The sequence below is a fragment of the Massilia sp. IC2-476 genome (genome assembly GCF_020707295.1).
Classification (GTDB): Bacteria; Pseudomonadota; Gammaproteobacteria; order Burkholderiales; family Burkholderiaceae_D; genus Telluria.
The window spans coordinates 79900-99275 of record NZ_JAJFER010000003.1 but is presented as its reverse complement, the minus strand read 5'-3'; the positions used below and the strand labels follow the sequence as shown (position 1 = coordinate 99275).

The window sequence follows — 19376 nt, the reverse complement described above, 5'->3', positions numbered from 1 at the left end:
GGCAGAATGGGCGCGGCTGCGACGCTGCCATCCTGACAACTACACCACCAGATCACCATGCCGAAACGCGCCACCGCCCTTCTCCTGTCCGCCCTCGCCGCGATCATCGTGCTGTTCGCGTTGTACACCTGGTTCACGCTGAGCTGGTCGTACTCGGAAGGCGAACGCGCGGGCTACCTGCAGAAGTTTTCCAAAAAGGGCTGGCTGTGCAAGACCTGGGAGGGCGAGATCCTGCTGTCGAGCATGCCGGGCGCAATCCCGGAGCGCTTCGCCTTCACCGTGCGCGACGACGCGGTCGTCAAGCAGCTGCAGACGGCGATGGGGCAGCGCGTGCAGATCACCTACGAGCAGCACGTTGGGGTGCCGACCACCTGCTTCGGGGAGACGGAATATTTTGCAACCAAGGCCACGGCGGGGCCGGTGAATCCGGTGGGGGCGAATCCGCAGTGAGACATTTGACGTATTAATGTGGTACTAATGATATGCGCGGCATATCAGGCGAACTTGGAGGGAATCATGCCAGTGGCATGATTCCCGCCTGCGCCGGGATGACGCGAAAAAGGTACTGGTGGAATCACGCAGCGCCTCTACTCTGCGCTAACTGCAAAACCGTCGCTCCGGCGAAGGCCGGAGCCCAATTTGACCTTCGTCCGCGCACCGTTAGCGCGTGAGGATCACTCCTCACTCTTCCTCTGATTCAAAATCACATCCGCCAACCTGGTCGCCGCCTGCGACGCCGATGCCGGATGCGACTGCTTGAACCTGCCCAGCACCTCGCGTGTGATGTTCACCGACGCTACCCGGTGCTCGGCCTCCGCCTTGCGCTCGCCGATCGCGCGCTCGGTCGTCCCGAGCTCTTGCGACTGTTCGTCGTGGCGCTGCGCTTCCAGCTCGGCCAGTTCCCGGCGCGCCTGCGCCATGCGCTGGGTTGCCTCGGCCGCCTTGCGCTGCATTTCAGCGTGACGCTGGGCGTGCTCGAGCAGGGCGCGCTGGGCTTCGCGTTTTTCGACCGCCGCCTGCAGCGCCGCTGCTTCCAGCGCTTCGCGTTCGCGCGCCAATCTAGCCTGCTCTTCCTCGGCGGCGGCACGCGCCTGGGCGGCCTGGGCCGCCGCCTGTTCCGACGCCAAGCGCGCGGCCGCGGCTTCGTTGGCGCGCGCGTCCGATGCCGCCTGCTGGCGCTGCGCGGCCAGCTTGCGCTCGACCAGGGCCAGCGATTCGCGCGCCGCTTCGGTGGCGGCCCGCTCTTCCGCGATCGACGCCTCCATCAAGGCCGCTTGGCGGCGCTCGGCCTCGGCGCGGTCGGCCTGCACCTGGGCCAGCTCGGCGGCGCGGCGCGCCTGGGCCTGCTGGGCCGCGGCGGCCGCTTCGGCATGTTCCGCTTCCTCGATGGCGGCGCGCGCCTGGGCGCGCTGGGCCTCGAGCGCGGCCTGCTGCGCGGCCTCCATGCGGCGCTCGGCCTCGCGCTGCTCGCGCAGCTGCGCAGCGGCCGCTCCCGCCGCCGCTTCGCGTGCATGGGCGGCCTGGGTCAGTTCCTGCTCGGCCTGCAGGCGTTCCTGTTCCCGCGCCACGGCCGTTTCCTCGGCCGCTGCGCGCTCGCGCTCGGCCTGGACCACGCGCTCGGCCTGCTCGGCGCGCTGGCGGGCTGCCGCCAGGGCTTGCTGCTGGATCTCGGCCTGCTGGCGGCTTGAGGCCATCGCCGCTTCCGCCAGCACGTTCTCCTCGGCCTTGGCGGCGGCGGCCTGGGACGCTAGCGCCGCGCGTTCTTCCGCCAGCGCGCGTTCGCGCTGTTCCTGCTCGGCCTGGCGCAGCGCCGCCTCGGTTGCGGCTGCATCGGCGACGGCACGCTCGCGCGCACGTTCGGCGGCCACGGCCTCCGCTTCCAGACGCGCCTGGACTTGCGTGCTCGCCTCTTCCTCGGCGCGGGCGCGTTCCTCGGCCACGTCGCGCAGCTTGCGGTCGGCTTCGATGCGCGCTTCGGTCGCGGCCAGGATGCGGGTCTCGGCTTCGCGCCGCGCTTCCGCGGCGGCGGCGGCCATCTGTTCCAGGCGCTCGCGGTGGGTGGCGGCGTCGCGCAATTCCTTTTCGGTCTGCATGCGCATGCGCAGCGACTGGGCCGCAACGCGCTCGGACTCGGCCTGGGCCAGGGCGATCGCCTCGCGTTCCTGCTCGATGTGGGCCAGCGCACGCGCTTCTTCCAGCGCCCGCGCTTCAGCCGCGGCGCGCGCAAAGGCGGACGCCAGCGCCACCTGGTCGGCGCGTTCGCGCTGCTGGGTCAGCTCCAGCGCCTCGGCCTCGGCCTCGGCCAGCTTCTCGGCGGTCTGGCGGGCGGCGCGCTCGGCCCGCTCGCGTTCGCGCGCCAGGATCGCCACGCGCGCGTCGGCGCTGGCGTTGTGCAGGACTTCTTCCTTAGCCGCTTCCACCGCCGCCATCCGCTCGGCCGCCTGCAGGCGCGCCTGTTCGGTCTGGGCCAGCAGCTCCTCGGCCGCGCGCGCGGCCTGGGCCGCCATCTCGGCCTGGGCTTCCACCTGGGCGGCGGCGCGGCGGCGCGCTTCTTCTTCATGGCGGGCGCGCGACTCGGCCGCCATGCGGGTTTCGGTCTCGTGCTGGACGCGGGCGCGCAGCTCGGCGGTCTCCTGGCGGATCACTTCCAGGCGTTCGTTCGATGCCTGGGCGGCGGCGCGCAGCGACTCCAGCCGGTCGCGGTTGGCGGCGATCGCCTCTTCCGAGGCCTGGGCGCTGGCCAGGGCCGCCGCGGTCGCGGCGGCGTCCATGGCGGCGCGCTCCTCGGCCAGCGAACGGGCGCGCGCCTCGGCATGGGCGCGGCTCTCGGCCGCTACATTCGCCTTGGCTTCCGCCTCGACCCGGGCAATGGCTTCCTGGATCTCGCGCATCTCCATGGGCGCGCGCCCTGGCGGCTCGGGCACGGCGCTCCCGGCGTGGGAGAGGTCGATCGCGAAATCAGTGTCGTCGTGCTCGGGCTTGATGGGTTCCATGGGCGTTCTCAGTGGCGGACGCAGTGCGCGTTCTGCCGATTATCCGGCAAATCGATGCTTGGCGTCACGCCGAACTGAACGGCAAATCGAAGGCAATTCTACCGTTCAACATCGTCACACGGGCCACAGCGGCGGTTCGTCCATCAGCGCCACCTGCTCGCGCAGTTCGAGGATGCGGTCCTGCCAGTAACGCTGGGTGTTAAACCAGGGGAAGGCCGCCGGGAAGGCCGGGTCGTCCCAGCGCATCGCCAGCCAGCTTGAGTAGTGAATCAGGCGCAGGGTGCGCAGGGCTTCGACCAGGTAGAGCTGGCGCGGGTGGAAGTCGCAGAAATCCTCGTAGCCGGCCAGCACGTCGGCCATCTGCCCCACCATCTCCTGGCGCTCGCCCGAGAGCAGCATCCACAGGTCCTGCACGGCCGGGCCCATGCGGCTGTCGTCGAAGTCGACGAAGTGCGGGCCATCCGGGGTCCACAGCACGTTGCCGCCATGGCAGTCGCCGTGCAGGCGCAGCAGCGGCAGCTCGCCGGCGCGCTCGTAGCAGCGCGCCACGCCGTCCAAGGCCTGTTCCACGACGCTGGCCCAGGTCGCCGTCAGCTCGGGCGGCAGAAAATCGTGGGTGCGCAGGTAGTCGAAGGGCTCGCGCCCGAAGGTCTGCGGGTTGAGTTCGGGCCGCGCCTGGTAGGGCCGCGTGCCGCCTACGGCATGGATGCGGCCGATGAAGCGGCCGATCCACTCCAGGGTGGCGGAATCGCCCAGTTCGGGCGCCCGCCCGCCGCGGCGCGGGAACACCGCGAAGCGGTAGCCGGCGAAATCGTGCAGGCTGCGGCCGTCGATCACGCTCGCCGGCACCGCCGGGATTTCCCGTTCCGCCAGTTCGGCGACAAACGCGTGCTCCTCGAGGATCGCGGCATCGCTCCAGCGTGCGGGGCGGTAGAACTTGACGACCACCGGCGCGCCCTCTTCCAGGCCGACCTGGTAGACGCGGTTTTCATAGCTGTTCAGGGCCAGCAGGCGGCCGTCGCCATACAGGCCGACGCTCTCGACAGCTTCCAGCACCGTTTGCGGGTCGAGCTGTGCGAACGGGTGGGCCTGGCTGTTTGCTTCCAAAGACGGATTCTCCATCCGCCCATTGTAAAGGGGCGCCGCGTTCCCGCCTAACGCCTGCCGAATTTGACGGATTTGGTGAGCTTGCGTACAGATCGGCTCGCATGGCGCAGGCAATTATCAGATTTGGCACGTACCTGAGCGCAACCTGCGCGGCATACGGGCTTTCACAGAGGAAAAGAATATGAAGAAAGCAATTCCGCTGGCACTGACGGCCATGGCCGCAGCCCTCGTCTGGAACGTGGCGAAGGCCCAGTCGCCCAAGCCGCCCCAGGCGGACCCGGACATGCAGAAGGTGCTCGACGCGCATGCGTCGCTGGACCCGAAGCCGATCGAAAAGCTCACTCCTGCCGAGGCGCGCAAGCAGCCCACGCCCGCGGATGCGGTCAAGAAGGTCTTGAGCCAGATGGGCAAGAGCACCGCGCCGGAACCGGGCGTGACAATGAAGACGATGACGGTCGCGGTCAAGGGCGGCAGCATCCCGGTCCATGTCTTCACGCCAGAAGGAGCCGGCCCGTTCCCGGTGATGGTGTACTTCCACGGCGGCGGCTTCGTGATCGCCGACACCAAGGTGTACGAAGCCTCGCCGCGCGCCCTGGCCAAGATGGCCAAGGCCATCATGGTGTCGGTCGATTACCGCCAGGCGCCCGAGCACAAATTCCCCACCGCGCCGGAAGACGCCTACGCCGCCTACCTGTGGACGATCGACCATGCGCGCGACTTCAACGGCGACCCGACCCGCATCGCGGTCGGCGGCGAGTCGGCCGGCGGCAACCTGGCAACCGTGGTGTCGATGATGGCGCGCGACCGCAAGGTCCAGCTGCCGCTGCACCAGCTGCTGGTCTATCCGGTGGTGAACGACGACATGAGCAACGCATCGTACAAGCGCAACGCCAACGCCAAGCCGCTCAACAAGGCAATGATGGCCTGGTTCTTCAAACACTATGGCGGCGACCCGAAGAATCCGTACGCGCTGCCGATGAAGGCTGCCTCGCTCAAGGGCCTGCCCCCGGCGACCATCGTCGCAGCGGAGATCGATCCGCTGCTCACCGAGGGCAAGCAGTATGCGGACAAGCTCAAGCAGGATGGCGTGCCGGTCGCGTACCGTGAATGGAGCGGCGTGACGCACGAGTTCTTCGGCATGGGAGCGGTGGTGGCCAAGGCGAAGGAAGCGGAACAGTATGCGGCGGATGCGCTGACGAAGGCGTTTGCGTCGAAGAAGTAAGGCGGCAGTCCCGGGGCCGGTGCAATCGCAGGTTTTCTATGCTGTCCGGCCCCGCAGGCGTTACACTGGCGCCTTCAACACGCACCAAGAGCAACCCATGCATCTCGACGAGCCCCTCACCGAAAAAGAATTCGACGAACTTGACCAGTTCCTGCTGTCCGACCGCTCCCCCGAGGACGCGATGACGATGGACACCCTGCACGGCTTCCTGACCGCGATCGCGATCGGTCCGGAGACCATCATGCCTGCCGAGTGGCTGCCGCGGGTCTGGGGCGAGGATGGCAAACAGGCGCCAAAGTGGAAGAACAGCAAGGAAGAACAGCGCATCGTCAACCTGATCATGCGCTTCATGAACGAAGTCCTGATCACTTTCGAGGCCGCGCCGAAGGAATTCGAGCCGCTGTTCTGCGAGCACGAAGTCGGCAAGGACACCCTGATCGACGCCGAAGCCTGGTGCTGGGGTTTCTGGGAAGGCATGGAGCTGCGCCCGGGGGCCTGGGACCCGATCTGGGATTCCGAAGTGGCCGAGCTGATGCGCCCGATCTACCTGCTGGGCGCCGACGAGATCGAGGAAGAAGAACTGAAGGAAGTCGAAGACCCGCACAAGGCGCACCAACTGGCCCTCGACATCGAAGCGAATATTCCGGCGATCTACCGCTACTGGCTGCCGCTGCGCAAAGGCGCGGTCGAGACCGTCAAGCGCGAAGAGCCGAAGGTCGGCCGCAACGACGACTGCCCCTGCGGCAGCGGCAAGAAGTACAAGAAGTGCTGCGGCGCCGACGCCGCTTGAGCATCAACCGGAAGCGGCTGCTCAAGCAGCCGATTCCTGCAATCCCAGATCCAGCCCCACCAGCAGGTCGCCCGGCTGCACCATCCCGGTCAGCCTGCCCTCTTCGTCCACCACCAGCACCTCGCGCGCACCCTCGTGGAAGCGCGCCAGCAAAGCCGTCACCGGCGCCGCTGCCTTCACCGCCATGAAGTCCGGCTCGACCAGCTGGCCGACCGTTGGCACCGTATCGTGTCCGAACAGCAGCGCCGTCGCGCGGCGCGCCCGCGCCGGCAAGGGACGGCTGGCGCTGCCGCCGGCTGCCACCAGGCCCGACATGCTCAGCACCCCGACCGGGCGGCCAGCCTCATCCACCACCGGCAGGGCCGGCACGCCGTGCTGCACCAGTAGCGCACGCGCGGCTGCGAGCGGCATCTCCGGGCGCAGCGTCGCCGGAACAGGCTTCGCCAGTTCGCCGCAATGGTGCAGGCGCGCACGCCGCTCGGCGGCGCGCTGCTCGGTCTCGGCAAAGATCGTGGCCAGGTCGTCGCGGCTGACGTCGAGCGTCTCGCCGTAGCTGTCCAGCGCGGCATCCAGGTCTTCGCGCGCGAAGCCGGCCTTCTGCTCGGGAGGCTGGACGGCCGGCTGCACGTGCGGGTACGCGTGGCCGGACAGCTTGTTCCAGGCCACGGCGCCCAGCACCATCAACACCGAATTGAGTCCCACTGGCGCCAGCACGAACCAGTACCCGACGTCGTGCACGGCCGCCCCGCCCAGCACGGCCGTCACCGCCACCGCACCACCGGGAGGATGCAGGCAGCGCAGCGAGGCCATCGCGGCGATTGCCAGGCCGCCGGCCAGCGGCGCCCCCAGCAAGGGATCGAGCCCCTGGCTGCAGGCCACGCCGACCAGCGCCGACACCACGTTGCCGCCGATGACGGGCCAGGGCTGGGCCAGCGGCGCCGCCGGCAGGCAGAACAGGAGCACGGCCGAGGCAGCCATCGGGGCGATCAGGTAGGGCAGCGCGTGCAGTGCGGTCGGGCCGAGCACGGCGCGGCTGGACAGCCCGGTGAGTAACAGCGTCAGCAAGGCGCCGGCGGCGGCCGGGACCTGGCGGGTGAACGAAGTCGGTCCGGCCGGACGCAGGCGCCGCAAGCGTTCAAACAGAAACAAGAACATGGAAACGAGATGCAACAATGGAACCTGCCATTACACCACAGCTTTGGAGAGTGCGCCTCCCTCCAGGCTGCCAGTCAGCATTCCACTCGGCAATCATGTAGGATATGCAAGCATTGAACCAACAACAAGGACCTGCGATGAACACTATCCAACAACGTACCCTGTCCGCCCTCGTCGCCGCCGTGTGCTTCGCCGGCGCCGCCCACGCCAGCGCCCCGATGGCGAAGACCCCGGCCCCGGGCTACAGCCGCATCATGCTCGGCCAGTTCGAGATCACTCCGCTGTCCGACGGCACCGTGGACCTGCCGGTGCAGGACCTGCTGGCCCAGGACGTCAAGAAATCGACCGAGACGCTGAGCAAGGCCCACCTGAAGCTGCCGGTCGAGACCTCCGACAACGCCTACCTGGTCAACACCGGCAGCAAGCTGATCCTGATCGACAGCGGCGCCGGCAGCTTCTTCGGCCCGACCCTGGGCAAGCTGGTGGCCAACATGAAGGCCGCCGGCTACCAGCCGGAGCAGGTCGACGAAATCTACATCACCCACTTCCACGGCGACCACGTGGGCGGTTTGGTCAACAATTCGGCCGCCGTGTTCCCGAAAGCCGTAGTGCGCGCCAACAAGCTCGAGTCGGACTACTGGCTGAGCAAGGCGAATATGGACAAGTCCAAGGACAAGGACAGCTTCAAGGGCGCCCAGGCCGCACTCGGCCCCTACGTCAAGGCCGGCCGCTTCAAGGCCTTCGAAGGCGACGTCGAACTGGTGCCGGGCATCCGCGCGCAGGCCGCAATCGCCCACACGCCGGGCCACACCACCTACCTGGTGGAAAGCGGCGGCCAGAAGCTCCACGTGATCGGCGACCTGATCCACGTAGCCGCGGTCCAGATGGAAAACCCGGACGTCACGATCCAGTTCGACAACGACCAGAAGGCAGCCCCTGCCGCGCGCAAGAAAGTGTTCGACGCCGCGGCCAAGGGCGGCTACATGATCGGCGGCGCCCACCTGCAGTTCCCGGGCATGGGTTACCTGCGTACCGAGGGCAAGGGTTACCGCTACATCCCGGTCAACTACACCCAGATGCGCTGAAAGGACGACCCATGCTGAATCACGTGATGGTCGGCTCGAACGACATCGAACGCGCGAAGCGCTTCTACGACGCCGTGCTGGGTGTGCTGGGTGCCGGCGAAGGCTTCCGTAACGAGGCGTCGACCGGCCACAAGCGCGTGTTCTACCGCCACGACGGCAGCAGCTTCGGTATCAGCGAGCCGATCAACGGCGAACAGGCGACGCCCGCCAACGGCGGCACCATCGGCTTCAAGTGCAGCTCGCCCGAGCAGGTCAAGGAGTTCCACGATGTCGCCGTCGCCAACGGCGGCACCTCGATCGAGGCGCCGCCGGGCCTGCGCGAAAGCAGCCTCGGACCGATGCACCTGGCCTATGTGCGCGACCCGGACGGCAACAAGCTGTGCGCGACATATCGGGTGAAATAAGCGCTTCACATCATCGCCTGCCCCGCTCCGCCGGGGCAGGAAGCTGCCTGCAAAAATCGCGCCCGTCAATGCGTGGCGCATTCAATCCGCCGATGTCGTAATCGCGCATCAGTTCCCTTTGCATATTGCACGAGCTCACTTTTTTAGCTAGCCTCGACACTTGCAATAACAACAAACAACGGGGATGTCCATGAAAGCATGTGCGGTTCGCGCCATGGGAATGGCGGCCTTATCTGTACTTTCTCTTCAGGCTGGTGCGCACGGAGGCGGCCTGAACGCGGACGGATGCCACGTCAACCGCAAGACCGGTGATTACCACTGCCATCGTAGTCCCGCAAAGGCGCCGGCAGCCTCGGATGCGTATGCGACCTCCCAGTACATCGCCCCCGCGCGATCGGCGGCGGGAACTGCCCGCAGCCAGGCTGTCTTCGCCAACTGCGCCGCAGCCCGCGCCGCCGGCGCCGCGCCGGTCAGGATCGGCGAGCCCGGTTACGGCGCCCACCTAGATCGGGACGGGGACGGGATCGGCTGCGAACCGTATCGCGGCCGGCGCTGAGCCGCTCTCAACAAGTCATCGAGGTTTGTCATGGCCACTAGTGAAAGAACGTTTGCCGCCCGTGCACTCGCTGCCGTGCTGCTGACCGCTACCCTGCAAGCTGCCGCCCAGGAACTCCCCCTCCGCAATTCGCAATTCCGCGACTGGAACCGGGAGCAAGGCGGCCCTGCGCTGTGGTTGACCAGCCTGAACGGCTATACAGCCGAGCAGGTGTGCGATGCGGCGGCACCAGCGCCCTGCGCCGTGAAGCTGAGCGCGACGGCGTCCCGCCCAAGCGGGCAGTTTGGCACGTTCTTCCATGACCTGCGAGTCGCTGCGGCGGGAGCCAGCGCCCTTACCTTGTCCGGACGGATTCGTACCCAGGCGGTAAAAGATGGCTGGGCCGGCTTCTTCATGCTCGTGCGAGCGGGAGGGAAAACCGTCGCTTACAAGAATTCCGAAGCAGATGGGGCGCGCGGCGACTCGGAATGGCGCAACTTCAGCATCCGCGTGCCTGTCGAGCCGAATGCGGAGATGGTGCGGGTTGGCACCCTATTGACAGGAACCGGCAGCGCCTGGTTCTCCGACCTGAAGCTGGTGGTGGACGGAGAAAGCAAAGTGGCACTTGCTGCCCGCCGGGATGTGCCAATCCCGCCACGGCCGGCGCCATCCCAAACTTTGCTGGCGGACAGCGAGTTGGCCTTGCCAGCAACGGCCGTGCCGACTGTCCGTGCTGCCTGGCGCCGCGACGTGCTGGCGCATCGCCATCCGATCCGTTCCCTGTTCAGCGACGACTTTTCCGACCTCGCCTTTCTCGGCCCAGTGCTCGGGGATCGACGCGTCATCCAGCTGGGCGAGAGCAGCCATGGCGTCGCCGAATTCAATTGGATGAAAGTGCGGCTGATCAAATTCCTTCACGAAAAGCTCGGCTATGACGTGATTGCGTTCGAAAGCCCGATGACGCAGTGTGATGCGGCAGGCGAAACGGCTGCGAAGGAAAGCGCGGAAAAAACCATGCGGGACTGCATATTCCGAGTCTGGCATACCGACGAGGTCCTGGCCCTGTTCGATTATGTCCGCCAAACCCAGGCGAGTCCCCGTCCGCTGCGTCTCACCGGTTTCGATAACCAATCGGGCAGCAGCTTCGCCGCGACGACAGGCCGATTCCGCACGATGCTCGAGATCCTCGACCCGGCTGCTGTGCCTGCCTTATTGCAGCATGAAGGGACGCTGAAGAACATCAAGAAGGAAAACAGGGACAGCGCGCTCGCCTATTACACAGGCTTGCTGCAAACCCTGGAACAAAACCGTGCACGCTTGCTGGGGCATCTGACGGATCATCCAACATGGGTCGACCTCGCCATTCAGGAAGCGCGCTCGCGGATTGCCCTGGTCCGCATGCACGGTCTGCCGATGGCGGAAGTGAGTTCGGTCAGGGATCGCGCGATGGCGGACAATCTGGATTTCGTTCTCGACACACTGTATCCGAAGCGAAAAGTGATCGTCTGGGCCCACAATGCGCACATTGCCTACGCGCCCGAGAAAACCGGAAGCTGGAAGCCGATGGGCGCCTGGCTGGCGGAACGGCGCCGTTCCGACCTGTACACGCTGGGCCTATACATGGGGCGCGGCGCCGGGGCCACGAACAAAAGGGAGGTCTACAGCATCCTGCCGCCCGCAGCGGAATCCTTCGAGGCGATCCTCGCCAACGGCGGCTACAAGATGAGCCTGCTTGATTTCTCCCGCCCGCACGGCAATCCGGACGCCGCGTGGCTGCGCACCAGTCTTGAAGCACGGACATGGGGGACCAATCCCGTCCAGCTGGTGCCGGCAAACATCTATGACGGCGTGCTCTACATCGACACCGTGACGCCGCCGCAGTATCGCTAGCCTTGCAGGTGAGCCGTCAGCATGGCACGGCGCGCACGCCGTCCAGCAAACGCGCCAGCGTATCGAAGTCGACCGGCTTGACCAGGTGGTGCTGGAAGCCGGCTTCGAAGGCCTGCTCGCGGTCCTGCTGCTGGCCGTAGCCGGTCACCGCCACCAGCACGCTGGCCGCGGTTTCCGGCAGCGCGCGCAGGCGCCGCGCCAGTTCGCGGCCATCCATCCCGGGCAGGCCGATGTCGAGCAGGCAGACATCCGGCACCACGCTGCGCGCCCGCTCGATCGCGCGCAGCGGTTCGTGCTCGATCACCACTTCGTGGCCGTAGGCGGCCAGCAGCAGGCCGAGGGTCTCGGCAGCATCGACGTTGTCGTCCACGACCAGCACCTTCAGCGCCGCGCCGTGCGCGGCGGATGGGGTGCCGGCCGCCGCCGTTTCGCGTTCGCTCTCTTCCATCTCCAGCAGCGGCAGCGTGATGACGAAGGTGCTGCCCTTGCCCAGCCCCGGGCTGGAGCAGCCGACCGACCCGCCCTGCAGTTCGACCAGGTTGCGCACCAGGGCCAGGCCCAGTCCCAGGCCGCCCTGCGAGCGGTCCGATGAGCGCTCGGCCTGGGTGAACAGGTCGAACACCCGGTCCGTCAGTTCGCGGTCCATACCGATGCCTTCGTCGCGCACGCTGATCACAAGAAGGCCTCCCCTGGCCTCGGCGCGCAGGTCGATGGCGCGGTCTTCGGGCGTGTACTTGGTGGCGTTGCCCAGCACGTTCGCCACCACCTGCACCAGGCGCGCCTTGTCGCCTTCGACCACGGCCCACGAGGGCGGCAGGTGCACCGACAATTTCTGGTGCCGCGCATCCATCGCGGGCTTGACCTGCTCGACCGCTTCCTGCACCACGCCGCGCATGCCGACCCGGGCGCGCTCGAGCGTGATCAGGCCGCGCGTGACGCGCGAGACGTCCAGCAGATCGTCCACCAGGCGCGTCATGTGGCGCACCTGGCGCCCGATGATGTTGCTGCTCTGGCGCAGCCGGGCTTCATCCAGGCGGCCAAGGCGCAGCAGCTCGGCGGCGGCGCTGATCGGCGCCAGCGGGTTGCGCAGCTCGTGCGCCAGCATGGCCAGGAATTCGTCCTTGCGACGGTCGGCCTCCATCAGCTTTTCCTCGGCCAGCTTGCGGTCGGTGATGTCGCGGAAGAACGAGGCGATCGAGCCATCCTGCATCGGGTAGGCGCGCACCTCGGTCCAGATGCGCTGGCCGTCCGCGAAGGTGTGCGAATAGATCGCGGCCGACGCCACCCGGGTGCGCATCACTTCGCGGTACATGCGGCCGGCATCCATGTCGACCGTGTGCGGGAAGACTTCCCAGTGGTTGCGCCCGATGACCTCCTCCGCCGTAGTGCGGCACAGGCGCAGGCCTTCGGCATTCATCTCGACGATGTTCCAGTCGGCGTCGAACACCGCAAAGCCTTCGGCGATGGTATCGAACAGGTGCCGGCTGCGGTCGCGTTCGGCGCGCAGCTCGGCCTGGGCGCGCGCGGTCTCGGTCGCCGCCCAGGTGCGCTCGGCCACGTCGCGCGCCAGCTGCACGTCCTCGTCAGTCCAGTGGCGCGCCTGGGGACAGTCGATCCCGAGGCAGGCCGTGAGGCGGTTCGACTTCACCAGCGGGACCACCAGCATGGAACCGATCTGGTCGGCGATGTAGGCGCTGCGGTAGCCCATGGTGCGCACGTCGCGCGCGGTGTCGTGGATGCGCACCACGTCGCCGGCGCGCAGGGCGGCGCCCACGGCCGGGCCGAATTCGTCGAGGCTGAAGCTGGGCTGGGACATGGTCCGGCCGTCGCGCGCCCACCAGCGCGGCACCGAGAAGCGTTCGGTCGACGCGTTCATCTCGGCGTACACCACCCTGCCCGCCTGCAGCTCGCCGCCCAGCAGCGCGCTGGCAGTGGCGATCACCTCTTCGCTCGAGGCCAGCGGACGCAGCGCATCCGACACGGTCAGCTCGAAGGCCGCGCGGCGTTCGGCGGCGACGCGGCGGGTCGTCTCCATCACGGTGCAGAACAGGCCGGCGACCTGGCCGTCTTCGCCGATCAGGGGCGAATGCGAGAAGGTGAAGGTGGCGCGCTCCGGATAGCCGCGCCGGTTCACCGTCATCGGCATGTCCTCGAAGTACACCGGTTTGCCGGACAGGGCGCGGTCGATCAGCGGCACCATCTCCTGCCACACCTCGGCCCACAGGCCGGAAAACCGTTCGCCCAGCGCGCGTCCGTGCTTCTGCCCGAGCAGCGGCACATAGGCGTCGTTGTAGAGGAAGGTCAGGTCCGGCCCCCAGGCCATGAACATGGGGAAGGCCGAGTGCAGCATCATGTCGACGGCGGTGCGCAGCGCCGGCGGCCAGCTCTCGCGCGGACCGAGCGGGGTCCGTGACCAGTCATGACGGCGGATGCGCATGCGCATGCCGTCATCGCTGTCGAATCCGGTGTGCGAGGGAGGGGCCATGGCCCGATTGTCGCACACCTTTTATTGCCTGTCGTGAATTTTGCAAAACAGGCGAAGCGCGAATATTACAGTTGGCGCATCACAGCTTAATAAAGTGCTCGCGGTAGTAGCGCAGCTCTTCGATCGACTCGACGATGTCGGCCAGTGCCGTGTGCTTTTGATGCTTCTTGAAACCGGAAGCCAGTTCGGGCTTCCAGCGGCGGCACAGTTCCTTCAGGGTCGACACGTCCAGGTTACGGTAGTGGAAAAAGGCTTCCAGCTTCGGCATGCCGCGCGCCATGAAGCGGCGGTCCTGGCAGATCGAGTTGCCGCACATCGGCGACTTGTTCGCCGGGACGTACTGCTTCAGGAAAGCGATCAGTTCCAGTTCGGCCTGGGCTTCGGTCACGGTCGACGCCTTGACGCGGTCGATCAGGCCCGACTTGCCGTGGGTGCCCTTGTTCCAGTTGTCCATCTTGTCGAGGGTCTCGTCCGACTGGTGGATGGCAAACACCGGGCCTTCGGCGATGATGTTCAGGTCAGGATCGGTGACCACCACGGCAACTTCGATGATGCGGTCGTTGTCCGGATCCAGGCCAGTCATTTCCATGTCGAGCCAGACCAGGTTGAATTCGTTCGGGCGCACGGCCGCGCCTGGGCCTTCGGTTTGTGTAGCTTGTGACATAATTCTCTCTTCGATTATTTACGTTGCATTAGTTTTCGCGTAATCCTGCATTTTCTCACAGGCACAGCATGTCTTCACTCGGGTTTTCGGTATTGTTCGTCGTTTTCTTTGCGCTGACGCTGGGCGTGCGCTTCTGGCTGGCCAACCGGCACATCCGGCACGTGCTGCGCCACCGCGCCAGCGTGCCCGCCGAGTTTGCACCGAAGGTGCCGCTCGCGGCGCACCAGAAAGCGGCCGACTACACGGTGGCCAAGACCCGCCTCGGCATTGCGGCGATGCTGTGGGGCGGCGTGGTGCTGATCGGCTTCACCCTGCTGGGCGGGCTGCAGGCCTTGTCCATCGCCCTGCTGGGCGTGACGGGTCCGGGCATGGCGCACCAGATGGCCCTGGTGGTCGCCTTCGCGGTCGTATCAGGCCTGCTCGACCTGCCTTTCGACTGGTACCGCCAGTTCGTGCTGGAAGAACGCTTCGGCTTCAACAAGATGACGCTTGGCCTGTGGCTGGCCGACATGCTCAAGGGCGCCCTGGTTGGCGCCGTGATCGGCCTGCCGCTGCTATGGGTGATCCTGGCGCTGATGGAGCGCAGCGGCGACCTGTGGTGGCTGTGGGCCTGGTGCGTGTGGAGCGGCTTCCAGCTCTTGATGATGGTGCTCTACCCGACCGTGATCGCGCCGCTGTTCAACAAGTTCACCCCACTGCAGGACACGAGCCTGCAGCAACGCATCGAAGGCCTGATGGCGCGCGTCGGCTTTGCCTCGAAAGGCCTGTTCGTCATGGATGGCAGCAAGCGCAGCGCCCATGGCAACGCCTATTTCTCGGGCTTTGGGGCCAACAAGCGCATCGTGTTCTTCGACACCCTGCTGTCGCGCCTCGACCCGCCCGAGATCGAAGCCGTGCTGGCCCATGAACTGGGCCACTTCAAGCTGCGCCACATCGTCAAGCGCATCGCCGTACTATTCGCGCTGTCGCTCGGCTTTCTCGCCCTGCTCGGCTACCTGAAGACCCAGGCCTGGTTCTACACCGGCCTGGGCGTGCTGCCGATGATGGGGGCGCCGAACGACGGCATGGCCCTGATCCTGTTCATGCTGGTGCTGCCGGTGTTCACCTTCCTGCTGTCGCCGCTCAGCTCCATCACCTCGCGCAAGCACGAATTCGAAGCCGACGCCTTCGCCGCCAAACATACCGACAGCAGCCACCTGGTCTCGGCCCTGGTCAAGATGTACGAGGACAACGCCTCGACTCTGACCCCGGACCCGCTGCATTCGGCCTTCTACGATTCTCACCCGCCGGCTTCGGTGCGGGTGAAACACCTGATGATGGCGGCCGCATGAACCTCCTCGATCAACACTGCATCGATGGCGCCGCGGCGCTCGATCCGGCCACGATTCGCGTTCGTCTCACGCAAGTTCCGGAGTGGCAGGCCATCGACGGCACCATCGCGCGTGACTACGCCTTCCCCGACTACCGCGCCACCATCGCCTTCGTGAACGCAGTAGCAAGCATGGCCGAGGAGCAGAACCACCACCCGGACATGACAGTGGGCTACCGCCGCTGCACGCTGGCCTACACCACCCACTCGGCGGGCGGCGCGCTGAGCGACAACGATTTCATCTGCGCAGCGAAGGCCGATGCGCTCTACAAGCAGCAGGCCGGTGCATGAGTGAGTTGACCGGCACCATCATCGCCGCGCACGGGCGCCACTACCTGGCCGACGCCGACGGCGAAAAGCTCCAGTGCGTCACGCGCGGCAAGAAGACCAACGTGGCCGTGGGCGACGTCGTCCACCTCAAGCGCACCTCGAACGACCAGGCCGTGATCGAAAAGATCGCCGACCGTAGTACCTTGCTCTACCGCTCGGACCAGTACAAATCGAAGCTGCTGGCGGCGAACATCTCGCGCCTGTTCATCGTCGTCGCCACCGAACCGAGCTTCGCCGACGACCTGGTCTCGCGCTCGCTGGTGGCGGCCGAGGCGGCCGGCATCGAGGCCCACATCATCCTGAACAAGGTCGACGTCGAGGAACCGCTGGCGCGCGCCCGCGAGCGCGCCGGCCTGTACGCCTCGCTCGGCTATCCAGTGCACGAACTGTCGGCGCGCGCGCGGCCCGAGCACGCCGTCGAGACCCTGATGCCGCTGCTGAACGGGCAGTCGTCGATCTTCATCGGACAGTCGGGCATGGGCAAGTCGTCCCTGATCAACCTGCTGGTGCCGGACGCCGACATCGCCGTGCGCGAGATCTCGGAAGCACTCGACACCGGCAAGCACACCACCACGTTCACGCGCCTGTACTGGCTGCCCGGCGGAGCGTCGATCATCGATTCGCCCGGCTTCCAGGAATTCGGGCTGTATCACCTGACCGAAGGCATGCTGGAGCGCGCTTTCGTCGAGTTCAAGCCCTACCTGGGCGGCTGCAAGTACTACAACTGCCGCCACCTGGCCGAGCCGCAGTGCGCGGTGCTGGGCGCGGTCGAGGAAGGCAAGATCGCGAAGATGCGGCACGAGCTGTATGCGCAGCTGCTGCACGAATCCTCGCAAACCCTGTACTAACCGGGTGCCGTTGTTGTAGGGTGGGCGGGTCACCCGCCCACGCGTTCAACCAGTACAAGATCCGCCCATTCGGCTTATCCACCTTTAACTTTCACCGCGTGGGCAGGAAACCTGCCCACCCTACGAAAAACGACCACTTTCCCTAACGTCAAATAAAAACCCTTATAATTCAAGGGATAACAGTAAAGCAAAGACGATATGCCAGTCGCAAAGCCCATCAAGCATTTCCTGCAGTTCTCCGACTTCAGCGCCGACGAATTCGAGTACGTGATCGAGCGCGCCAAGGTCATCAAGCGCAAGTTCAAGGCCTACGAGGTCTACCACCCGCTGGTCGACCGTACCCTGGTGATGGTGTTCGAAAAGAGCTCGACCCGCACCCGCCTGAGTTTCGAAGCCGGCATGCACCAGCTGGGCGGCGCCGCCATTTACCTGAACACCCGCGACAGCCAGCTGGGCCGCGGCGAGCCGGTGGAAGACGCCGGCCAGGTCATGTCCCGCATGTGCGACATCATCATGGTGCGCACCTTCGGCCAGGAGATCATCGAGCGTTTCGCCGCACATTCGCGCGTCCCGGTGATCAACGGCCTGACCAACGAACACCACCCCTGCCAGGTGCTGGCCGACATCTTCACCTTCTACGAGCACCGCGGCCCGATCGCGGGCAAGACGGTGGCCTGGATCGGCGACGCCAATAACATGCTGTACTCCTGGCTGCAGGCGGCCGAGGTGTTCGGCTTCCACCTGAACGTGTCCACGCCGAAGGGCTACGAGATCGACCCGAAGCTGGTTTCGACCAGCCGCTACACCCTGTTCGAGAACCCGTCGGATGCCTGCGAAGGCGCGCACCTGGTCAGCACCGACGTCTGGACCAGCATGGGCTATGAAAAGGAAAACGCCGAGCGCCTGAAGGCCTTCGACGGTTTCATCGTGGACGCCGCCAAGATGGCGCGCGCCACGCCCGATGCCCTGTTCATGCACTGCCTGCCGGCCCACCGCGGCGAGGAAGTCGCCGCCGAAGTCATCGACGGCCCGCAGTCGGTCGTCTGGGACGAGGCCGAGAACCGCCTGCACGTGCAGAAGGCCCTGATCGAATACCTGCTGCTTGGCCGGATCGAAGACAAGTAATCATTTTTTCACCCACCACCAACCCTTTGTTTGATCGTCGGTCCGCAAGGACCGGCTGACCATCCCGATCCCACCTCCCTCTCCACACTGGAAGCTTCCATGAGCGACATTAAAAAAGTAGTCCTCGCCTACTCGGGCGGCCTCGATACCTCCGTCATCCTGAAGTGGCTGCAAGACCACTACAACTGCGAAATCGTCACCTTCACCGCCGACCTCGGCCAGGGCGAAGAGCTCGAGCCGGCGCGCGCCAAGGCGATCAAGTTCGGCATCAAGCCGGAAAACATCTACATCGACGACGTGCGCGAAGAATTCGTGCGCGACTTCGTGTTCCCGATGTTCCGCGCGAACACCGTCTACGAAGGCGAATACCTGCTGGGCACCTCGATCGCGCGTCCGCTGATCGCCAAGCGCCTGATCGAGATCGCCAACGAGACCGGCGCCGACGCCGTCTCGCACGGCGCGACCGGCAAGGGCAACGACCAGGTGCGTTTCGAGCTGGGCGCCTACGCGCTGAAACCCGACGTCAAGATCATCGCTCCGTGGCGTGAGTGGGACCTGCTGTCGCGCGAAAAACTGCTGAAGTACGCGGAAGACGCCGGCATCGAGATCGACATGAAGCACAAGAACGGCGGCGCGCCCTACTCGATGGACGCCAACCTGCTGCACATCTCCTTCGAAGGCCGCCACCTGGAAAACCCGAGCGCGGAAGCCGAGGAATCGATGTGGCGCTGGACCGTCTCGCCGGAGCAGGCGCCGAACGAAGCCGAGTACCTCGACATCGAATACGAACAGGGCGACATCGTGGCCCTGAACGGCAAGCGCATGAGCGCCGCCGAAGTGCTGACCGAGCTGAATCGCCTGGGCGGCAAGCACGGCATCGGCCGCCTCGACCTGGTCGAGAACCGCTACGTCGGCATGAAGTCGCGCGGCTGCTACGAAACCCCGGGCGGCACCATCATGCTGAAAGCCCACCGTGCGATCGAATCGATCACCCTGGACCGCGAAGTGGCGCACCTGAAGGACGACCTGATGCCGCGCTACGCTTCGCTGATCTATAACGGCTACTGGTGGGCCCCGGAGCGCGTCGCGCTGCAGACCCTGATCGACCACACCCAGAAGACCGTCAACGGCTGGGTGCGCATCAAGCTGTACAAGGGCAACGTGATCGTGGTGTCGCGCGACTCGAAGACCGATTCGCTGTTCGACATGAACATCGCCACCTTCGACGAAGACGGCGGCGCCTACAACCAGGCGGATGCGGGCGGCTTCATCAAGCTGAACGCGCTGCGCATGCGCATCGCCGCCAAGGCACGCGCCAAGCGCGGCCAGTAAGCTTTTCCAGCGACAGCCGAAGCCGCCTCCGGGCGGCTTTTT

Annotated in this window: 17 protein-coding genes; 12 read left to right on the top strand and 5 right to left on the bottom strand. The window is 66.1% G+C overall.

Features of this window, described 5'->3' with window-relative positions:
- Positions 1–57 precede the first annotated feature (57 nt).
- A complete protein-coding gene (locus LK539_RS09395) occupies positions 58–450 on the top strand; it encodes a hypothetical protein (protein ID WP_227800661.1) in 393 nt (130 codons plus the stop codon).
- Between the two features lie 224 nt (positions 451–674).
- Here the strand turns inward: LK539_RS09395 and LK539_RS09390 are convergent, their stop codons facing one another.
- Both LK539_RS09390 and LK539_RS09385 read right to left on the bottom strand, forming a co-directional pair.
- Positions 675–2993, bottom strand: a complete 2319-nt coding sequence (locus tag LK539_RS09390; RefSeq protein ID WP_227800660.1) for a hypothetical protein — start codon at positions 2991–2993, stop codon at positions 675–677.
- Between the two features lie 114 nt (positions 2994–3107).
- Positions 3108–4115 carry a serine/threonine protein kinase gene (locus LK539_RS09385; RefSeq protein WP_227800659.1) on the bottom strand — a complete coding sequence of 336 codons (1008 nt, stop codon included), beginning with the start codon at positions 4113–4115 and terminating at the stop codon, positions 3108–3110.
- 166 nt (positions 4116–4281) lie between these two features.
- Here LK539_RS09385 and LK539_RS09380 point away from each other — a divergent pair, with 166 nt between their 5' ends.
- Positions 4282–5322, top strand: coding sequence for an alpha/beta hydrolase (locus LK539_RS09380; protein WP_227800658.1), 1041 nt, complete (start codon positions 4282–4284; stop codon positions 5320–5322).
- Between the two features lie 97 nt (positions 5323–5419).
- A complete protein-coding gene (locus tag LK539_RS09375) occupies positions 5420–6112 on the top strand; it encodes a UPF0149 family protein (protein ID WP_227800657.1) in 693 nt (230 codons plus the stop codon).
- A gap of 21 nt (positions 6113–6133) precedes the next feature.
- Here LK539_RS09375 and LK539_RS09370 read toward each other — a convergent pair whose 3' ends face one another.
- The gene (locus tag LK539_RS09370) at positions 6134–7267 is read right to left on the bottom strand and encodes an HPP family protein (protein WP_227800656.1); all 1134 of its coding nucleotides are present in this window, start codon (positions 7265–7267) and stop codon (positions 6134–6136) included.
- Positions 7268–7404: 137 nt separating this feature from the next.
- Between LK539_RS09370 and LK539_RS09365 the strand changes: the two genes are divergently transcribed.
- The 4 genes from LK539_RS09365 (at position 7405) to LK539_RS09350 (ending at position 11181) form a co-directional block, all read left to right on the top strand.
- The gene (locus LK539_RS09365) at positions 7405–8352 is read left to right on the top strand and encodes an MBL fold metallo-hydrolase (protein WP_227800655.1); all 948 of its coding nucleotides are present in this window, start codon (positions 7405–7407) and stop codon (positions 8350–8352) included.
- Positions 8353–8363: 11 nt separating this feature from the next.
- Positions 8364–8756 (top strand): VOC family protein, encoded by a 393-nt coding sequence (locus LK539_RS09360; RefSeq protein WP_227800654.1) that lies wholly within the window; start codon positions 8364–8366, stop codon positions 8754–8756.
- Positions 8757–8940: 184 nt separating this feature from the next.
- Complete coding sequence (locus LK539_RS24540; RefSeq protein WP_373889528.1) at positions 8941–9312, top strand: excalibur calcium-binding domain-containing protein; 372 nt, start codon at positions 8941–8943, stop codon at positions 9310–9312.
- Between the two features lie 30 nt (positions 9313–9342).
- Positions 9343–11181 carry an erythromycin esterase family protein gene (locus tag LK539_RS09350; protein WP_227800653.1) on the top strand — a complete coding sequence of 613 codons (1839 nt, stop codon included), beginning with the start codon at positions 9343–9345 and terminating at the stop codon, positions 11179–11181.
- Positions 11182–11197: 16 nt separating this feature from the next.
- Here LK539_RS09350 and LK539_RS09345 read toward each other — a convergent pair whose 3' ends face one another.
- Entirely contained in the window at positions 11198–13666 is a 2469-nt protein-coding gene (locus tag LK539_RS09345; RefSeq protein WP_227800652.1) for an ATP-binding protein, read from the bottom strand.
- Positions 13667–13745: 79 nt separating this feature from the next.
- A complete protein-coding gene (orn, locus tag LK539_RS09340; protein WP_227800651.1) occupies positions 13746–14330 on the bottom strand; it encodes an oligoribonuclease in 585 nt (194 codons plus the stop codon).
- 68 nt (positions 14331–14398) lie between these two features.
- On the opposite strand from orn, the gene LK539_RS09335 reads away from it, so the two are divergent.
- From LK539_RS09335 to LK539_RS09315, 5 genes are all read left to right on the top strand, one after another.
- Positions 14399–15661, top strand: a complete 1263-nt coding sequence (locus LK539_RS09335) for a M48 family metallopeptidase (protein ID WP_227800650.1) — start codon at positions 14399–14401, stop codon at positions 15659–15661.
- On the top strand, positions 15658–15990 hold the full coding sequence (locus LK539_RS09330; RefSeq protein WP_227800649.1) for a 4a-hydroxytetrahydrobiopterin dehydratase: 333 nt from the start codon (positions 15658–15660) through the stop codon (positions 15988–15990). Before LK539_RS09335 ends, LK539_RS09330 begins: the two co-directional genes overlap by 4 nt.
- Positions 15987–16877: a ribosome small subunit-dependent GTPase A gene (gene rsgA / locus LK539_RS09325; RefSeq protein ID WP_227800648.1), complete on the top strand. Its 891-nt coding sequence runs from the start codon at positions 15987–15989 to the stop codon at positions 16875–16877. The genes LK539_RS09330 and rsgA overlap by 4 nt, the downstream gene beginning before the upstream one ends.
- Before the next feature lie 198 nt (positions 16878–17075).
- Positions 17076–18002: an ornithine carbamoyltransferase gene (argF, locus tag LK539_RS09320; RefSeq protein WP_227800647.1), complete on the top strand. Its 927-nt coding sequence runs from the start codon at positions 17076–17078 to the stop codon at positions 18000–18002.
- A 99-nt stretch (positions 18003–18101) separates the two neighbouring features.
- The gene (locus LK539_RS09315) at positions 18102–19334 is read left to right on the top strand and encodes an argininosuccinate synthase (protein ID WP_227800646.1); all 1233 of its coding nucleotides are present in this window, start codon (positions 18102–18104) and stop codon (positions 19332–19334) included.
- Positions 19335–19376: the final 42 nt, after the last annotated feature.